This window comes from Marinifilum fragile, from assembly GCF_963677365.1.
Taxonomy (GTDB): Bacteria; Bacteroidota; Bacteroidia; order Bacteroidales; family Marinifilaceae; genus Marinifilum; species Marinifilum fragile.
Genome location: NZ_OY781962.1, coordinates 501,839 through 519,357, shown reverse-complemented (window position 1 = coordinate 519,357; position 17,519 = coordinate 501,839). Strand labels below are relative to the sequence as shown.

The following is a 17,519-nucleotide window of genomic DNA, read 5'->3' as shown; positions in this document are numbered from 1 at the left end:
ATAACCACTAACTAGTATTTGTTGTTGTAATTTTTGATTTTGATAGCCTTCGTTTTGCATAGACCCGATAACAGGAGGAGATTGCCTCCTATTATCAAAATCTATTTTTACTAACCATGTTTTCATTGACAATATGAAAACTCACTAACTAATCTAAACTACCTTTATATAAAAGCTCTATTTAACGTTTTGAGCTGTTACTTTTTTTTTAAAGTTTGCCTTTCCTTCATCCAGGAATTTCACAAATTTATTTACATCTAAATCGTAAGCTGTTGGTGCTGTTAAATCATTACCATTCTCATCAAGAAGCACGTAGTATGGTTGAGCATTTACATTGTACTTGCGAATTTGAAGATCTGCATTTTGCTTACCAATGGTTTTCTTTTTCTTTCCATCGTATTCAGACACATACCATTCTTCTTCTGGTAATTTCTTTTTGTCATCTACATAAAGAGCAACGATAATAAAATCTTCCTGTAATCTCTTTAATACTGCAGGATCAGACCAAACATTCGCTTCCATTTCGCGACAATTTACACAACCGTGTCCTGTAAAGTCAACGAAAATTGGCTTTCCTTCACGTTTCGATGCTTCTAATGCTTCTTCATAATCGAAGTAACCTTCTAATCCATGAGGCAAATGTAAAAAGTCTGCATATTTTGCCTTGTGAGTTGCTTTATGAACTGGTCCACCACCTGCATTATCTCTTACAATTTGACTTATATTGAAATCATGAGTTGCTAAAGGAGGAGTAAAACCTGATAACATTTTCAATGGAGCTCCGAACAAACCTGGAATCATATACACAACGAATGAGAATGAAGCAATTGCCAACATCAATCGTGGTACGCTGATACTCTTCACTGGGCTATCGTGAGCAAACATTAGTTTTCCTAGCAAATACAATCCTAACAATGTAAAGATTACAATCCAGATTGCGATATATACTTCTCTGTCCAAAATTCCCCAGTGGTAAGTCTGATCGGCAACACTTAAGAATTTTAAACCTAATGCCAATTCCAAGAAACCTAATACAACTTTTACTGAGTTCAACCAACCACCTGATTTAGGAAGGTTGTTCAACCATCCTGGGAAAATTGCAAACAATGTAAATGGTAATGCAAATGCCAATGAGAATCCCAACATCCCTATAATTGGCATCAAAACCTCACCACCTGCTGATGCTACCAAAATTGAACCTACAATTGGACCAGTACATGAGAACGACACAAGTACCAAAGTAAATGCCATGAAGAAAGATCCCATGAAACCACCTTTATCCTCATTCGCCACTGATTTGTTTACCATCCAGCTTGGCATTGTAATTTCAAACATTCCAAAGAACGAAAAGGCAAAAATCACAAATATCAAGAAGAACAAAATATTAGGAACCCAGTGAGTACTTAGGAAGTTCGCAAAATCAGGTCCCATTACTACTGCCAAAATTGTTCCAATTATCGTGTAAATTGCAATAATAGAGAAACCATAGAAGAAAGCATTCATTCTACCTTTTGCTTTATTACCACCTCCTGAGTGCATGAAATAACTCACTGTCATAGGAATCATTGGGAATACACATGGAGTAACAATCGCAAGTAATCCACCTACAAAAGCCGCAATAAAAATTGCCCATAAGCCTTTTTTACTTTCTTTATCATTGGTATCTGAAGAAGCATCCGCTACTACAGCTTTCTCCTTCGCTTCACCAATTTTCAAATCAAACTCGTCATCCCCCATTACACATTGTCCAGTTTCATCCGAACAAGTTTGGTATTCGAAAGTACCGGCAACATGAAGCGGCAATTCTTTTACCTTAATGGTTTGGCGCATTTCTCCTTCATTTTCGAAGTAGCTTACTTCACCCTCCCAAACTTCGTCGTACTTTTTGTGAGAGTTGATTGGCTTTACTTCTCCTACTCTTTCATAGCTTGAATTCGCTGCGAATTCGAAAGTGATCAAGATTGGACCTAAATCCGCATCGAAATCGTTGGAGTAAACATGCCAGGTTTTGTCAATCGTTGCTTTAAAAACAACATCTAATTCGTCTCCTACTTTTACATCTTTTTTAGAAAACTCTACTTTCCATTTGGTAGGCTCTATCATCTGCCCGAAAGAAAGTCCACTAAAAACCATCATTAAAATGGCTAGAATTGTAATTTTACCTTTCATCTGTTTCTTTTTAGTCTTAACTGATTGCAACCTTATTTTTATCAGATTCCAACCTGTTGGGTTGATTAGTTGATTATTTTTTGATTTAACCTTCGCTTTAGAGACAACCAAAATCTCTAATTGGGTGAACGAAATAAGTAAAAAATATCGTTAATTAACGTTAATAATTAGCACATTAGCAGGCATCTAAAAAACAATCAATTATTTATATTGTTTATTTTAAAATCTGTAAACTCACTGATTATCTAGAGCTAGGAATTTCAATTACAATCCAGATTAGATAAAAATTGGCTGTGAAAAAAAAATGATTTTTTTTACTTTTTTTTCACTGATTGTTGTATTTGTGCACCAAATGCTTAAAATCTGTAAATTCAAATGCTAATTTTGATTTCAAATTAATAGATATGAAGTGGTCAGATTGCTAGTTTTCGCAAACCAAAAGAGTATTAAAACCATCTCAAAATTGAATCTACTCATGTGAGATAATTGGAACTTTTTTTCTGTCTGGAAATAAATCTTCCAAATAAAAGCTTCCTTGAATGTGATGTGCCTTTTTATGCCTTCTGTTACTTTTGCGAAAATCATGTTTTAATCACTGCTAAAGCAAAGAGCATTTTTGCAAACGTCACTTTTTAGTTTTTAGAAAAGGTAGAAATTAATAATACAAAAAGAGGATGTCCATTGAATTTGGACATCCTCTTCTTATATCTGCTAACGCTATCGCTTAGAAAGCATCTTTCTTACAAACATCATTACATTTGTTACATTGTACACAATCGTAATTCGAAACGTAAGAATACTTGTTCTTTCTATCTATAACAATTGCTTGCGTTGGACATGCCTTTTCGCACATACCACAATACACACAATTATCGTCTTTTATTTTTCTTGGTTTAAATGAGAAGAATGAAACCACTCCCAACAATACACCATAAGGACATAAGAAACGACAGAATGGACGTGGTACCCAATATCCCAAAACAAGAATTGCAATCAGGTACAACCAGGTTCCAATGCCAAAAGCCAACAGAAACTTAGGTTCCATAGGATGCCCCAAGATAAATGCCAAACCTTGCTCGAACCAGGTTTGTCCTGTAAAGAACAATACTTTATAGGGCTCCACCTCGCAAACAAAAAAGCATGCACTCTGAATTGCAAAATAAACTGTTGCAATTAGCATGATTGCAGGTACTACTTTTAGTGCGTTATTCAGTTTTTTAGGCAACTTGATTGTCTTTTTAGACTTTTGTACCATATGCTGAACTGCTCCCAGTGGACATCCTGATGTACAAAATACACGACCGATAATTAGTGCAATAATTAAGGGAAGCATAAAAATAATCAGACTTGCCAAACCAACTTCGGCAGGAGTAATCAAGCCCATTGTAGTATTTGAAATGGCTCCAACCGGACAAACACAACCTCCACGTATAAAACCAAGGTAAGCAAATGTGATAATGGCCATTACAGTCATTGCTTTTTGTGATTTCTTTCTCCAAACCAAGAAAACACCTATTAAAAGCAATAATAACAGCACGCCCAAATCTACAAATACCATGTATTCCGGAGTTGGAAAATATTCTTTCGGAATGTAGTTGTCTTTAAACTCACGAATGTTTCCTCTACTTAAATCATCTACACTATGACAATCTTGCTCCTGAGGAGTAGGCAAAGCCATACTTGTATTTACTGAAGCCACCAAAGAAACCAGAGCAAATGCAATAATGATAATTACTCTCATATTTAATTTAAATCCTTTAAGCTCCATATTCATTCATATCATTTTCACCGTACTCCAACTCGTAAATTCCTTTAAAATCATCTTCTGGTCCGATATACAAACGATCAATTGCATCCTCAGGACAAATTCTTGCGATGTCACATGCATTACAGTTCAAACACAAATCTGGACGAATAATCAAAAACATTGATTTTGTTCCTTTATCCGTACAGGCTTCAGCACATTTACCACATCCTGTACATTTGTCATGATCGATATCATAGATAAAGTAACCATCCTTACCTCCCGAAAAATTCTTACGAGTTACTGCATCATACGGACAAACTCTTTCTCCATCGCTCATGATTTTCTCTGAAGCAATTTGTTTGTTTTTGATGTGACCATAACAAACTACACAACATGAACATTTTTTCTGATCGTTAACCGCCTTTACTGCCGAAGGTGTACGTACACAAGCAGTTTCGCATTTACCACAATTGGTACATTTGTCTGGATTTATCTGCCAAACATATCTGGAACGTGGACCTGCAGTTTCTTCGTCCAAATGTTGGCCTACAATTCTGTAAGCTATCCCTCCAAGTGCAAGAGCACAAGTGGCCTGACCAGCTTTACGCAAAAAGCTACGTCTGTCCCAATTCTTCTTTTCAGTCATATTAATAGTTAGTTTTGTGCTATCGGTTTTTTATATGGATTTGGGATCCATGATGCTGGCTTTACAAATCCTGCACTTAACATTCCTTCAGGAGATTTATCTTTTGATAAAGCCAACAAAGCTGCTTGAAAACGCATTGCATCTTCTTTCGAGATTTTCTTACGATCAATGATAACAGAACACAATGGCACTTTTTCAGTTTCTCCAATCACTCTAAAATCATCCTCGCTGGCAACATCAACAGCACAACTTGCTGACATCACATAATCAGATACAATAGCTACTTCAGCTTTTTTATCAATTAGCTCGTTGATGCTTTCCAAACAGCTGGCTTTATAATAGATTTTTCCAGGTTTAATGTTCAAGCTATCCAATTGATGTAAAGGAGCATGGTATTTTTCATATGCATCTTCCTGACCTGCAACCAATGTTCTTCCGTTGATATCAGCCATGGTCTTAATATCAGAATCTTTTCTTACCAAATAAACACCTGTTAACCACTGGTTATCATACACATCAAGAATATCAGCAATTCTTTCATAACGAAGGTGATTTTCTTTCATTAGCATGAAAGCATTCCATGGTTTTGTAATTACACCATCATGAGTTTTCGCTCTTAATTGATCTTCCATCATGTATGGCTCCATATAATAAGTAATCTGCAAATCAATATTAAACTGTTCCATCAATTGCTTTTGCAATTCTTCATACTCTCTTGCAGCAATATCGTGAATACAAGCACATGCCGTTTTCTTGCAATATGTATCGTTTAATGCAAGATTAATGGTTAATACCTTCTCATTAGACGAAGGCTCACCACAACAAGGCATAAATGCTGTTTCTTCAAATCCTTCATCTTTCTTCACTTCCTTCTTAGGCTTCTCGTTACAAGCTGCAAACACACTGATCAACAATGCAATCGCAGATAATTTAATTAGTGATTTCATGTTATTTAACTTTTATATACTACATCGGATTCCCCTATCACCTGTTTTCATTCAACAGATCAAAATCCCTATACTGTTAATTTAATATTGATCAAACTTATAAAAAAAGGAACACTTTTTTGTCCAGGAAATTTAATCACCCACTTTAAGTATTTGCCTAAATGACACTATTCCTTTAAAAATGGATGAATTGAAATTGCATTTTCTTTATTATTCATAACTCCTCTAAATAACAAAACCCTTTGTAGGTCGATTATGAGCCATTTTTCTGCAATTATAACAGCATTACCTAATAGTTTAATGTATATACTTAAAAATAAGCCCTCTTTTAACCTTAATTAACCGGCAAACAATATTATGGCTGATTTCAAATCTTTTTTTCACCTTATTTAACCTAGATTCGTTGATACCATAGCACTAGAATAAAAAACTCCTGCCTCATAAGAAGCAGGAGTAATTCTAAATAGATATAAAAAAAGACTGCCTAAAAAGACAGTCTTTCACTCCAAATATAAACTTGATTTACTTGGCAGGATAATTCAAATCAAACTCGTCATCCCCCATTACACATTGCCCTGTTTCGTCAGAACATGTTTGAAAATCAAAAGTTCCCTCAACATGCAATGGTAAACTCTTTACCTTAATTTTTTGACGCATTTCTGCAGTATCTTCGAAATAACTTACATCACCTTCCCAGATTTTGTCATATTTCTTATGAGCATTAATTGGTTTTACTTTTCCAATACGCTCGTAACTTGCGTGATCTTCAAAATCAAATTCGATTAAGATTGGGCCTAAATCCGGATCAAAATCATTTGAATACACATGCCAGCTTTTATCAATCTTAGCCTTAAAAACCACTTCGATTACATCTCCTACTTTAATGTCTTTTTTAGACAACTCCACAGTCCATTTTGCTGGTGTTAAAATTTGAGCAAATGAAGCAGTTGACACACTTAACACTAGTACTAACAGTACTGCAATTTTACTTTTCATATCCTTATTTTTTACTTGTAAAAGAGTTCGTCTCTTTAATATTAATGTTTATTCTTTCTGCATTTAAGACAATAATAATACTAAATAGGGTGAAACTAAGCTGCATTTTTTAAGCTTAATTAACCTTTCTATGTTTCTGCAAAAAAAAACCGCCTCATTAGAGACGGCTTTCACTATTCCTTATTTCACACAAAAATCGATACCAATTACTTGTTGTAATAGTTTTGAATCCCCTTAAGAGTTAAGGACAGCTCCTTACCAACAGCCTTGTATGTTTTGGTTTTAGCAGCCCCCTTGTTAACCTCAAAATAAGATTCTAGTCTTACCTTACTTTTATTTTTGCCTAATGGCTCAATGTAGTAATTCACAATAAAGTATTCCACCGGATATTGTGAGTCCTCAGATCTGAAGCAAATGCGTTTGGCGGCTTCCGAGAACACTGTAATTTCTTCTCCTCTTTCGGTTCCATCGGTCATTTTTACCAAACGATATGCTTCGTAACCGTCTCCCTCTTTCTCTACAGACTTTACAAACTCTGAATTGTATTCATCTACCTTATCCAAAACAGAAATTAATTTCCACACTTCATCAGGACTTGCATTAACAACCCCTTCTCGTTGTAGGGTTGGCGGAAGTTTTGTAGCTGCTGTCATTGCACTCTGAGCGAAGGCTGCACCTATATTTACTGTAAATACAGCTACTAATAAAATCAAATATCTTTTCATATCTTCTTGTTTAAGTTTAGATCCCTATTACCAAGAAAGGCAATTGGGACCTTCCCCATGATATACTATAATCCTAGTGGAAAATGGTTTCCAACAATTTTTCCAGTTTCTCTCCTCTTAGGTTCTTTCCAACAATTTTTCCTTCTTTGTCAAGAAGTACAATGAATGGAATACCAGAGAATTGATACTCTTTCATGATCTCCTTACCTGCCTTAGGTGCTTGTACCTGTGGCCATGGCATTTTCTCTTTGCGCATAGCATTCATCCAGGCATTCTTGCTCTGATCAATGGAAACACTCAACATTTCCAATCCCTTGTCGTGATATTTCTCATACTCTTTTTTCAAGTGAGGAATTTCCTGACGACATGGACCACACCAAGAAGCCCAGAAGTCGATCAATACATACTTACCACGAAAATCCTTCGGTCCATAGTTCTTTTCTCCATTCTTGGTTGGGAATGAGAAATCCGGGGCAATCTTACCTTCCATCATTCTTTCTCTAGCAGCCTTTGCTTCCGCCATTTCTCTTTTCACATCAAGCAATGGCTGATAGTTAGGATTTTTAGCTTCCAAAGTCTTAAAAATGTTAGCAATCAATTCTGCATCTTTGGTTTCGTTCAAACTTGGTAGAACTGAAAGAATTGAGTTACGGTCCGCATAATGCTGCGCCACATAAAGCGTTCTTTCTCTTCTGTCGTCAAAAATAATATTGTACTTATTTGCAGACATTTCTTTCCATTCCTTGCAATCTGATTTCGATGCTGCATAGATCTCTTTCCCTGCTGCAATCATGTTCTGATACGCTCGGTAACCATTGTAAGAGATTAAATTCATCACCTCGTTATTTGGTCCACCTTTTATATATACATATGGAGGGTTCTTGATCTTGATTTTTGCAGTATCCTGACCACGGAAATCAATCTCCAAATCCTCATTCTCGGCCCAAAACTGAACCGATTGCCACTTTTGACAATCTAAAGTGTAAACACCTGGCTTATCTACCTTCATTTTAAACTCGTAGGTATTATCAGCCTTCAGCTCCACAGAGTCAATAATTTCCTTCTCAAAACCATTTCTTTTAATGATCTGCATTTTAAAACGGTCGTCAGGAAATTTTACTTTTCCCTTAATTGTGATTTCATTGTTTGCAGGTTGTTGTGCACAACCAAAAAGTATTACACTTACAAGTGCGATTAATATTGTTCTCATTTGATAATATTATATGATTTGTGATTATACTTTTGTAATAAAACGGGAGTCACTCCGCCTTTAACAAGCTTGGGATATAATTCCCTATTTCTTTTTTGCCGGTTTCATTCCTCCCAGTTTCATCATGGGTACAGAAATGATTTTTGTTCCGGCAGCCTCTGCAGCCTTGTCTTCCTTTTCCGATGCCTTCATGGTCGATTTAGCCTCATCGGCTTTGCCTACCAACTCAAGAAGCTTAGCCTTGGTTGCCAGGTAACCAGATTTATGCTCCGAGCGAGTTTCCTTTTCAGCGGCATAGCTGGCCCAGCGAAGTGCTCTTTGCAACATTTCCTTGTCATTAGAAGCCTTAGAAATCATAGAGGCAGCTGAATCGAAATATCTCAACTCACTATCGTATTGCTTAAGGACAGCCAAATCCAAAGCAGCATCCACAACGTATGCATACTTGTTCCAGTCGTTCAAACGAGAATACTCATTCTTTAAAGCAATGGCGATTAATTCAGACGCTCTTGAGAAGTTCGAGTTTTGCAAATCCTTAATCAATGCATCAAATCCTTCCTTATCGTAGGTGCGTCCTTTTCCAGGATAGAAATAGCTGTAAGCTTCAATTTGCTTGCTGTAGGTATTGTAAATTTTTGAATCAATCTCGTCCTCTCCAACAACTTCCGCAAACTGATCTCTGTTCTTCACCATAAAACGGAATTCATCTGTCGCAGGATCATTCATGAAATATTTAAGGATGTTCCAGTTTTCCTTTTTCAACAAATCTTCCTTTTTCAGTTCAGCAATATACTTCTTTGCCTTTCTGGCCTCTTCCTTATCAAGGTTAGCCAAACGCAAGGAACGCAAATGTGAAAACATGAACTCACCATCGCGCTGACCAGCATCATAGGCTTTGTTAAGAGCCGCGAAGTTTTTGTCTTCCGATTGTGCCTCTTTTATGTATCCAATAAACTCATCAACACCATAAGCACCAACTACCCTGTGAATCACTTCCCCTTTGGCGTTGATCACCAAGAATGTTGGATAAGCATTGATCTTCCAACCTGGCTTTAAATCCGGTCCTTCTCCTTTTTCCATATCAATCTTGAAGTTCACAAAATTGCTATTGAAATAGTCAGCCACATGATCCTGTGTAAACACATCCTTAGCCATCATTCTACAAGGCCCACACCATGAGGTATAGCAGTCGACAAAAATGAGTTTGTTCTCCTTTTTGGCCTTCTTCAATACTTTTTTCCATGGTGAATGTTCAAACTCGACAGATCGGTTTTGAGCATCAACATGTCCTGACAGACAAATGGCCATTACAGCCATTGCCATTACTGTTAGTACTTTCTTCATTTGGTTCTTTTGTTTTTCAGTCATTTTAGTGTCTATTGATCACTACCAACTGTATTTAGTTGTTTTTTAAGATCTTTAAATGCATTGATATAGCCTTCGCTCAATCCATCGATTTTGATTCCCATATCGCACCAGCTAGCAGCCTCATTTCGCAAGCTTTTCTCTTTCACAGCCTTGTTCACAGGCAATGCATAATTGTAGAGAGACATGGCTCCTTTATCAATGATCCCATTATGCAGGTATTTAGAAACTGCAGCTACATAAGCAGGCCAATCACCCAATGTTCTCGATGTAGATATTTCAGAATAGGCACGAATCATTTCTTTATCTCGAACCTGATTTTCTTGCAGGTCGTTCAGGAAGGATTGCTTTCTTTCCTCATTCAAGGTATAACTTCCATTCTCCTCTTTATCGCACAATTGATTTCCCTGGCGCAAAAAGGTAAAGTAAACCTTGTCTTCCACCTCTTTCTTTCCATAGGCTCCGATAAAGCTTTCCTGATTCTTCAACAGGTATTGAAAGGCAAGATTACCGATATTGTGAACGTACTTTTTCAGAAGGTTCCAGTTTTGCTGTTTCAGCAATTCCTCTTTATTCAAATCCTTGAAATAAGCATTCACCACTTCCACAATGATTTTCTTTTCTCCTGCAACCTCTAGCTTGTTTAAATAATCCACCACAAAATGAGGATCGGAAACTCCCATTTCACTGTACTTCTTGTGATATCCCGAAAGGGTAGCTGAACCGTCCAATGCTTCGTTGGCAAATTTCAAAAGCTCTTCTTTATTTAAGGCACCCACGCTTTTGTGAATAATGTTTTGATTTGCATCAAGAAACAAGAGAGTTGGAAATGCACTCACTCCAAACTTTTTCTTCAGTGCAATGCCCGGCTCTTTTTCCATATCGAGCTTCACATTTACAAATTGTTGATTGAAAAAGGCTCCCACTTCTTTCTCTGTGAAAGTAGTTTTAGCCATCATTTTGCAGGGACCACACCAACTGGTATAGCAATCCACAAAAATGAGTTTGTTCTGCTTGTTTGCCTCTTCTAAAACTTCATCCCAACTAGCGTGATTGAAAGAAATTCCAGCTTTACCATCTTCATTTGAATCTGTATTTGCCTTTACACCATCCGTTAGAGAGAACAGCATCAAGAGCAAAACCATTGTGAGTTTTGTATACATTCTTGAATTAATTTGGGAATACAATAGCCTATTGTCAGGAGATGTTACAGGTTATTCCTGCAAACATCTCATCACAATAAAACTTGACTATAAAATAAGGTTGAGAGACCAAATTGTTTTGGTCAGATTATCGTCTACAAATAGCCTGGATTCTGCTCCAGACTGCCTTTTGTAATGTCAATTTCACTTTTTGGAATTGGCAAAACATATCGATTCTCAGGCAAATCTTTATCCTGAAGCTTACGTCCCGTTCTGATTAGATCGTAACGATGCAAGCCTTCAAAACAAAGCTCTTTTTCGCGTTCCAGCAAAATGCGATCGATCAGTTCATCTTCAGTAGCAAAGTCACCAAGCACGTAATTCGTATAGCTAAGGTCGGCACGTCCAGCAATCTCATTCAGCAAATCAACAGCCTCTTGAGTAAGACCAGAAGTTCTAACCAACGCTTCAGCTCTTGTCAAATACATTTCCGACAATCGAATCATTGGAATGTTATCTCTGCTATCTGAATTATTAAACTTTGAAGTTGTGAACTTTGTAGGATGCTGTCCGTTTGCTCCCTCATATCCTTTCCATATCAAAGTAGTTTTTCTTTGATCAGTATCGGAATATTTACTTATAAATTCCTCAGGAACATAGTAGGAAACCTTGCTGTAATAAGAAAAGAAATGAGTTCCATACTGGTGGTCTCCATTATTAAACGTTAAAGGAATGGCATAAATAAATTCCTTATCCAAGTTAACATCGTAACCACTACTTAATGGGAAAACAGATCGAAGGTTGCTATTCAAAGCATAGTTCACATTGCCAATCAAAAAATTTGCTTCACTGGCAGCCTTTTCATAGTCACCCTTGTACAAATAAACTCTTGACAATAACGCATGAACACTTCCTTTGGTTGCACGTGCACGAGTCTCTAAATCATCTTCGTATGCTTCTTGAAGATCGACCAAAGCTTCAGTAAGGTCTTTTATTATTTGTGCATAAACTTCGCCTACAGAAGAACGAGTCAAGGCATTAGCTGCGTCATATCTGGTTCCCTCGTAAGGTGTCAATTGTAAAGGCAATCCCAATCCGTTCATATTCCCGGTTAAGGCACCATCGCCAAAAAGCTTGAGCAGCACAAGGTAATTGTAAGCCCTAAGAAACTTAGCCTCTGCAATGTGTTGTAATTCCAAATCCTCATTATAGGTTCCCAGCTTGGGAATCGACTCTATCATGACATTGGCAACGTTTATGGTAGAATAGCAATCTGCCCAGATAGATTTAGAGGTAGAATTATCAACAGGAAGCTCCCCATTAATTACTATCTGATAATAAGAATTACTCACCACCAACAGGTCTGTTGTAAAATCGCCAATGGTATAAGCCGCTCCATTATTTGCTTCGTATGTTTTGTTATAAACATCCATTAGTGCAGACTCTGCAGAACTTGCAGACTGAAAAACTTCAGTTTCTACGGTTGTATCTTCAGGAGCCAGGTCAAGCTGTTTATTACAAGCTGTAAAAACAAGGCCAGAAGCTACAAACGCAAATGCATATATTGTATTATTTATCTTCTTCATGTCTCTTACTATTTTAGCCCAACTTTTATTCCTATCTGAATTGATTTCTGCTGAGGTATGGTTAGCTCATCATTGCCGGCATATACCGCAGAAGAACCAAAACTACTCACTTCCGGATCTGGTCCCGAATACTTTGTCCAGGTAGCTAAGTTAGATCCTTTTACATACAGAACCAAACTTCTTAAGCCAAAGCGACTGATACGCTCAGGATTGAATCGATAGGAAAGAGATACGTTTTTCAAACGAACAAAGGATCCATCTTCCAGGAATCGATCTGTCTGACGACTCACAGTATAATCAATGCCTTTTCCTGTATTTGAAAGGTTATTCTTTTTAGGAATGTCGGTTTGATGACCAGCAATAATCCATTCATCCAAAATATCTGTACTTAGGTTCTGATACTTATCATCTGAATAAGTCAGTAGCTCAGCCCTACTTCCATTCATGATTTTTCCACCATAAGAAAAGGAAAGAAGGGTGTTCAATTCAAAGTTCTTATAGGAAAATACGTTGGTGATCCCCCCAGTGATTTCAGGCAATCTATCCCCCATCACAAACTTGTTCTCGTAATTCTCTACATCACTGTTTTCTCTTGCGTATTTTTCAGGAGCCAAAGTACTGATGGTACCATCAGCATAACTCCAAAGTGGGTTTCCTGTTAATGGATCAACAGAATGCCAATCGTAAAGGAACCATGCTGTCGCCGATTCTCCAACTTTATAATAGGCATAACCAATTTCGGGACCTCCTGCTACATAACCATCTAAATTCAGTTTGGTTACTTCATTTGTATTGCGCGCCAGGTTCAGGTTAGTACTCCATTTAAATTCTTTGTTAACATTCAATGTACTTAGGCTAATTTCATACCCCTTATTGGTCATGTCAACCAGATTCTGCTGCTGTCCACTGTATCCTGTATAAAGAGGAACAGACGAACGAATCAACATATCGATACTTTTCTTTTGATAATAATCGAATGACACCTGAACTTTTGATCCAAAAAGACTCATGTCAAGCCCCAAGTCCAAAGTTTGTGTTTTTTCCCATTTCAAGTCTGGATTACTAGGCTGTTCAACTTCCAGAATGTTCTTCTTGCCATAGATATTGGCGTTATCTTTCTGAACATACTGTCCCTGATGTCCATAGTAACCACCCGAACCAGAAATACCACTAAAACCAAGACTTGCCCTTAATTTCATATCGTCAAGCCAGGTGTAAGCTTCCATGAATTGCTCTTTTGAGATTCTCCATCCTGCAGAAAAAGAAGGAAAGCCTACATATCGCTCATTCTTATTAAAACGTGATGAACCATCGACACGATAAGTCACACCAGCCAGGTATTTATCCTTCCAGCGATAGTTCATTCTGGCAAAGAAGGAAACCATAGCCCATTCCTGCAGAGAAGCTCCATCAACATGGGTTGTATTAGCTTGACCAATACTAAGCACATTATTGGTTGGGAAATCAGAAGCCGATACTCTTACGTAATCTTCCTTGGAAGCTTCAAAACTTTGTCCAATAACTCCATTAAATACATGTTCACCAAGCTCCTTGTATATAGTAGCAGTATTGTTGATCACATATTTCATGTTTTGAATGGTAGTTTGGCTTGCACTCCCACCTTCCAAAATTGGAGAAGCATCGTAAGACAGGTTTCTGTTATAAGCTTTCGAAGCCATAAAGTCAACGCCAAACTCAGATCGTAAGGTCAGCCATGAAAGTGCTTTGTATTCCGCATACAGATTTCCGATCACACGCTTATCCTGAACAAAGTTGATGTCATCTTTCGCTTTTGCAATTGGGTTGAAATAATTTCCTTTACTATTGATGAAGTTATAATTCTCATTTTCATCTCTTATCGCTACATTAGGAGCAGCTATCAGTGAGTTTCTATATACCTGACCTGAATTCAAAGAGTTATTATCGGTATATGAAATGGTAACGTTGTTCCCGAATCTCAACTTTTCACTCGATTTATACTCATAGTTAATACGGGCCGTATATCTTTTAAAATCATTATTGATCACATAGGAGTCCTGATCAAGATAGGACAAGGAAAGGAAGTATTTGCTTTTTTCAGTTCCTGCTGACACCGTGGCCGAAACATTATAGGTTTTAGCTATGCGTGTCGCTTCATCAGTCCAATCAGTGTTGATCCCCTTCTTGAAGTTCTTATCCTTATAGGCATTGTAAAAATCAGCATACTGATCGCCATTCAACACATCAGGAACACCAACTGGAGTAGCCAAGGAAGTAGAAATATTGAAATCCACTTTCGGAGCACCTTTTTTCCCTTTTTTCGTTGTAATCAGAATTACACCGGCAGCACCACGTGATCCGTAAATCGCAGTAGCGTATGCATCCTTCAGGATCTCGATAGATTCAATATCATCCATATTCAAGTTAGCCAAAGGATTACGCTCAAATTCGGAATTCGAACTAATCTGCCCTGCGGCACCATTTCCTCCGATTGAAACAGCAGCTACCGAGCCAGACTGAAATGAGGTAGACGAATAACCTCCGGCACCATATACAGGCACACCATCAATAATAAAAAGAGGGTTATTATCTGAAGCCAAAGAGGTAATACCACGAATGGTAATGGCAGTAGCACTACCAGGAGTTCCACTACTGGAATTAATCTGAACCCCTGCAACCTGTCCTGCCAAAGCATTATCGATACTTAAAGCTGGCTGTTCCAACGCTTGTACATCAATAGAGGTAACTGCTCCCGTTAAATCTCGACGCTCTTGAACGCCATAACCGATTACAGCAATCTCTTTTAATGATACATTGTCAGTTTTCAGTGCAATGTGATAATGTAATTTATCGGTAATCTTTATTTCCTGAGAGATAAAGCCAATAGAAGAAATCAAAAGAATGTCTCCTACATTGGCGTAAATTGAAAATTTACCATCGAAATCGACAGCGGCACCATTGGTGGTCCCTTTTACTATTACTGTTGCCCCAATTGCGGGCGATTGATCGGAACTGCACAATACAGTTCCAGTTATATGTTTTGCCTTTAGTTCTTGTGGCTTATAGGTTTGTGCTTGTACATTTGTTCCAATCATCAAGACCATAAAAGACAAGAACATGACTAATATCTTGTTCATATTCATGAGTTTTACTACATGTCCTCCGAGTTTCACCTGATCACTATTCAGGTGTTCACTCTATTGAATTCAAACATCCATTTTCATGCTTACAACCAACAATCTGCCAATTGTTAGTTAATGTTTGTTGTTTAATTTGAGAGTCTCATCTCAATGACGAGACTCTCAGTAATTCTTAGTTTAAAGTTCCTGTCCAAACATCTTTCAATACTGGAGTTGCACCGTCAACAGCTGCACCTTTACCACCAACAATCATTAGGTTGTTTCCATCCTGAATTAATGAATGTCCATATCTTGCTTCAAAATCAATAACACCTTCAGTCATTTGTGTCCAGTTTACACCGCCATCTTCTGATACCCAAGTATCATTAGCAGCTTCAGCAACCTGAGCGCTACCATCCATTTCACCAGTAACCACTTTACCACCTACAACAAAGATTCTTCCTGCATACTCATAAGCAACAAACTGCGAACGAGCAGTAAATGGAGTTGCCACCTCAACTTTTGTCCAGGTAGCACCATCTGCTGACTTATAAACTTCATTGTTGTACTGAGTTGGATATTTTGACTCTCCACCAATTAAGTACAATTCGTTGTTGTACACCAATAACTGACCTCTAAAACGAGGAGTGAAATCATCACCAAGGTTGGTTTCCAATTGAGTCCAGTTTACACCACCATCAACCGATTTCCATACATCATTAATAGGACCTGATGGACTTCCATATGCCAAAGTAGAACCACCTACCAAGTACAAATCGCCATTCATGTTGGCAACCATAGGCTCAGTTCTTGCAGAAAATTTGTTCTCTGCAGCTGTCTCTGCAGCGACATCTGTCCAGTTTTCACCATCAGCTGAAGAATAAACAGAAGCCTTTGCTTGACCAGTACTCCAGTCAGACCAATCCATTAAAGTGTGACCACCAATCAATAAGATGTTGTCATTGTATTTTACGGCCGCATAACCAACACCAACTCCTTCAGCTAAGAAATTATCATTAGCCACAGTCCAGGTAGCACCATCTTCAGAAGAATACAAGCTATAAGTATAATCTGTTGACTCTCCACCAGAGATGAAATACTTACCACCTACTTTAAATGCGTGTGTATAATCGTAGTTTGGGAAACCAGCATCTGCTGTTTGCTTTGTCCATGCAGAAATCTCTGTTGCTACATTTACTCTAACAGTATAAGTTTTCGCTGTTGTACCGTCTTCAGCAACGACCTCATACACAATATCTGAAGAAAAATCCTGCTCAGACTGACCGCTTACCTGCTCAACATCGTTCACCAAAACAGTTGAAAGAGGTGCCGAAGTAAATACAGGCTGCAAAGAAGAACAGTCGAATCCATAAGGCAATGCGGACTCATTGGTAATGGTACCATCAGCACCAATCACAAAATCATAATTGCTGATTATATCCTCATTAAATTCAAAAGATAAAAAACCAGTAAGGTTACTTAATTTTTCATCATCACTACATGAGCTTAACACTCCACTAAATACCATTGCAAACAACAGCATTACTACACTCCAAGGGTTTCTTAAAACTTTCATAAAATTTTAATTTTAGGTTATTAATTGAGTTTATTCAAAACACATTCTTCGACCATTTGAGCTTAGCCTCGACAATGGATCCTTTTGACAAAGCACCACTCAAACAATCTGTATCATTCTATTTACTATCTACTTAAAAAGAATTTGCCTGAAAGAGAAAGGCATGTTTCATCCCCCATTACCAACCAGATGGTTGATATTATTTTTAATTCAGACTGATGTTTTGTAACTAATTAATGAAAGGTTTACATTGTCCTGCCAGACGCCGTAAGGTTTTCATTTACTACATTCTTTTTTAATTTATTTACTTGA

At 37.5% G+C, this 17,519-nt stretch carries 12 protein-coding genes; all 12 read right to left on the bottom strand.

The features are described from left to right. Nucleotides 1-177 precede the first annotated feature (177 nt). The gene (locus tag ACKPCA_RS01905; protein WP_321281052.1) at nucleotides 178-2,169 is read right to left on the bottom strand and encodes a protein-disulfide reductase DsbD family protein; all 1,992 of its coding nucleotides are present in this window, start codon (nucleotides 2,167-2,169) and stop codon (nucleotides 178-180) included. Between the two features lie 724 nt (nucleotides 2,170-2,893). After that, nucleotides 2,894-3,943 carry a 4Fe-4S binding protein gene (locus tag ACKPCA_RS01900; protein WP_054720981.1) on the bottom strand — a complete coding sequence of 350 codons (1,050 nt, stop codon included), beginning with the start codon at nucleotides 3,941-3,943 and terminating at the stop codon, nucleotides 2,894-2,896. Then, nucleotides 3,927-4,562 carry a 4Fe-4S dicluster domain-containing protein gene (locus ACKPCA_RS01895; protein WP_321281051.1) on the bottom strand — a complete coding sequence of 212 codons (636 nt, stop codon included), beginning with the start codon at nucleotides 4,560-4,562 and terminating at the stop codon, nucleotides 3,927-3,929. The genes ACKPCA_RS01900 and ACKPCA_RS01895 overlap by 17 nt, the downstream gene beginning before the upstream one ends. Before the next feature lie 8 nt (nucleotides 4,563-4,570). Next, nucleotides 4,571-5,509, bottom strand: coding sequence for a phosphate/phosphite/phosphonate ABC transporter substrate-binding protein (locus ACKPCA_RS01890; RefSeq protein ID WP_321281050.1), 939 nt, complete (start codon nucleotides 5,507-5,509; stop codon nucleotides 4,571-4,573). Between the two features lie 522 nt (nucleotides 5,510-6,031). Next, complete coding sequence (locus ACKPCA_RS01885) at nucleotides 6,032-6,505, bottom strand: protein-disulfide reductase DsbD domain-containing protein (RefSeq protein ID WP_321281049.1); 474 nt, start codon at nucleotides 6,503-6,505, stop codon at nucleotides 6,032-6,034. 206 nt (nucleotides 6,506-6,711) lie between these two features. After that, on the bottom strand, nucleotides 6,712-7,230 hold the full coding sequence (locus tag ACKPCA_RS01880; protein WP_321281048.1) for an SRPBCC family protein: 519 nt from the start codon (nucleotides 7,228-7,230) through the stop codon (nucleotides 6,712-6,714). Nucleotides 7,231-7,303: 73 nt separating this feature from the next. Then, entirely contained in the window at nucleotides 7,304-8,440 is a 1,137-nt protein-coding gene (locus ACKPCA_RS01875; RefSeq protein WP_321281047.1) for a TlpA disulfide reductase family protein, read from the bottom strand. An 84-nt stretch (nucleotides 8,441-8,524) separates the two neighbouring features. Further along, nucleotides 8,525-9,784, bottom strand: coding sequence for a thioredoxin family protein (locus ACKPCA_RS01870; protein ID WP_321281046.1), 1,260 nt, complete (start codon nucleotides 9,782-9,784; stop codon nucleotides 8,525-8,527). A gap of 32 nt (nucleotides 9,785-9,816) precedes the next feature. Then, entirely contained in the window at nucleotides 9,817-10,968 is a 1,152-nt protein-coding gene (locus ACKPCA_RS01865; RefSeq protein ID WP_321281045.1) for a thioredoxin family protein, read from the bottom strand. Nucleotides 10,969-11,102: 134 nt separating this feature from the next. Continuing rightward, nucleotides 11,103-12,533 (bottom strand): RagB/SusD family nutrient uptake outer membrane protein, encoded by a 1,431-nt coding sequence (locus ACKPCA_RS01860; RefSeq protein WP_321281044.1) that lies wholly within the window; start codon nucleotides 12,531-12,533, stop codon nucleotides 11,103-11,105. An 8-nt stretch (nucleotides 12,534-12,541) separates the two neighbouring features. Further along, complete coding sequence (locus tag ACKPCA_RS01855; protein WP_321281043.1) at nucleotides 12,542-15,649, bottom strand: SusC/RagA family TonB-linked outer membrane protein; 3,108 nt, start codon at nucleotides 15,647-15,649, stop codon at nucleotides 12,542-12,544. 175 nt (nucleotides 15,650-15,824) lie between these two features. After that, on the bottom strand, nucleotides 15,825-17,207 hold the full coding sequence (locus ACKPCA_RS01850) for a Kelch repeat-containing protein (protein ID WP_321281042.1): 1,383 nt from the start codon (nucleotides 17,205-17,207) through the stop codon (nucleotides 15,825-15,827). Nucleotides 17,208-17,519 lie beyond the last annotated feature (312 nt).

Coding starts and splice junctions, on each gene's coding strand:
- ACKPCA_RS01855 (WP_321281043.1), bottom strand. CDS start 15,649: ATGAACAAGATATTAGTCATGTTCTTGTCTTTTATGGTCTTGATGATT.
- ACKPCA_RS01875 (WP_321281047.1), bottom strand. CDS start 8,440: ATGAGAACAATATTAATCGCACTTGTAAGTGTAATACTTTTTGGTTGT.
- ACKPCA_RS01885 (WP_321281049.1), bottom strand. CDS start 6,505: ATGAAAAGTAAAATTGCAGTACTGTTAGTACTAGTGTTAAGTGTGTCA.
- ACKPCA_RS01850 (WP_321281042.1), bottom strand. CDS start 17,207: ATGAAAGTTTTAAGAAACCCTTGGAGTGTAGTAATGCTGTTGTTTGCA.
- ACKPCA_RS01880 (WP_321281048.1), bottom strand. CDS start 7,230: ATGAAAAGATATTTGATTTTATTAGTAGCTGTATTTACAGTAAATATA.
- ACKPCA_RS01900 (WP_054720981.1), bottom strand. CDS start 3,943: ATGAATATGGAGCTTAAAGGATTTAAATTAAATATGAGAGTAATTATC.
- ACKPCA_RS01890 (WP_321281050.1), bottom strand. CDS start 5,509: ATGAAATCACTAATTAAATTATCTGCGATTGCATTGTTGATCAGTGTG.
- ACKPCA_RS01860 (WP_321281044.1), bottom strand. CDS start 12,533: ATGAAGAAGATAAATAATACAATATATGCATTTGCGTTTGTAGCTTCT.
- ACKPCA_RS01895 (WP_321281051.1), bottom strand. CDS start 4,562: ATGACTGAAAAGAAGAATTGGGACAGACGTAGCTTTTTGCGTAAAGCT.
- ACKPCA_RS01865 (WP_321281045.1), bottom strand. CDS start 10,968: ATGTATACAAAACTCACAATGGTTTTGCTCTTGATGCTGTTCTCTCTA.
- ACKPCA_RS01905 (WP_321281052.1), bottom strand. CDS start 2,169: ATGAAAGGTAAAATTACAATTCTAGCCATTTTAATGATGGTTTTTAGT.
- ACKPCA_RS01870 (WP_321281046.1), bottom strand. CDS start 9,784: ATGAAGAAAGTACTAACAGTAATGGCAATGGCTGTAATGGCCATTTGT.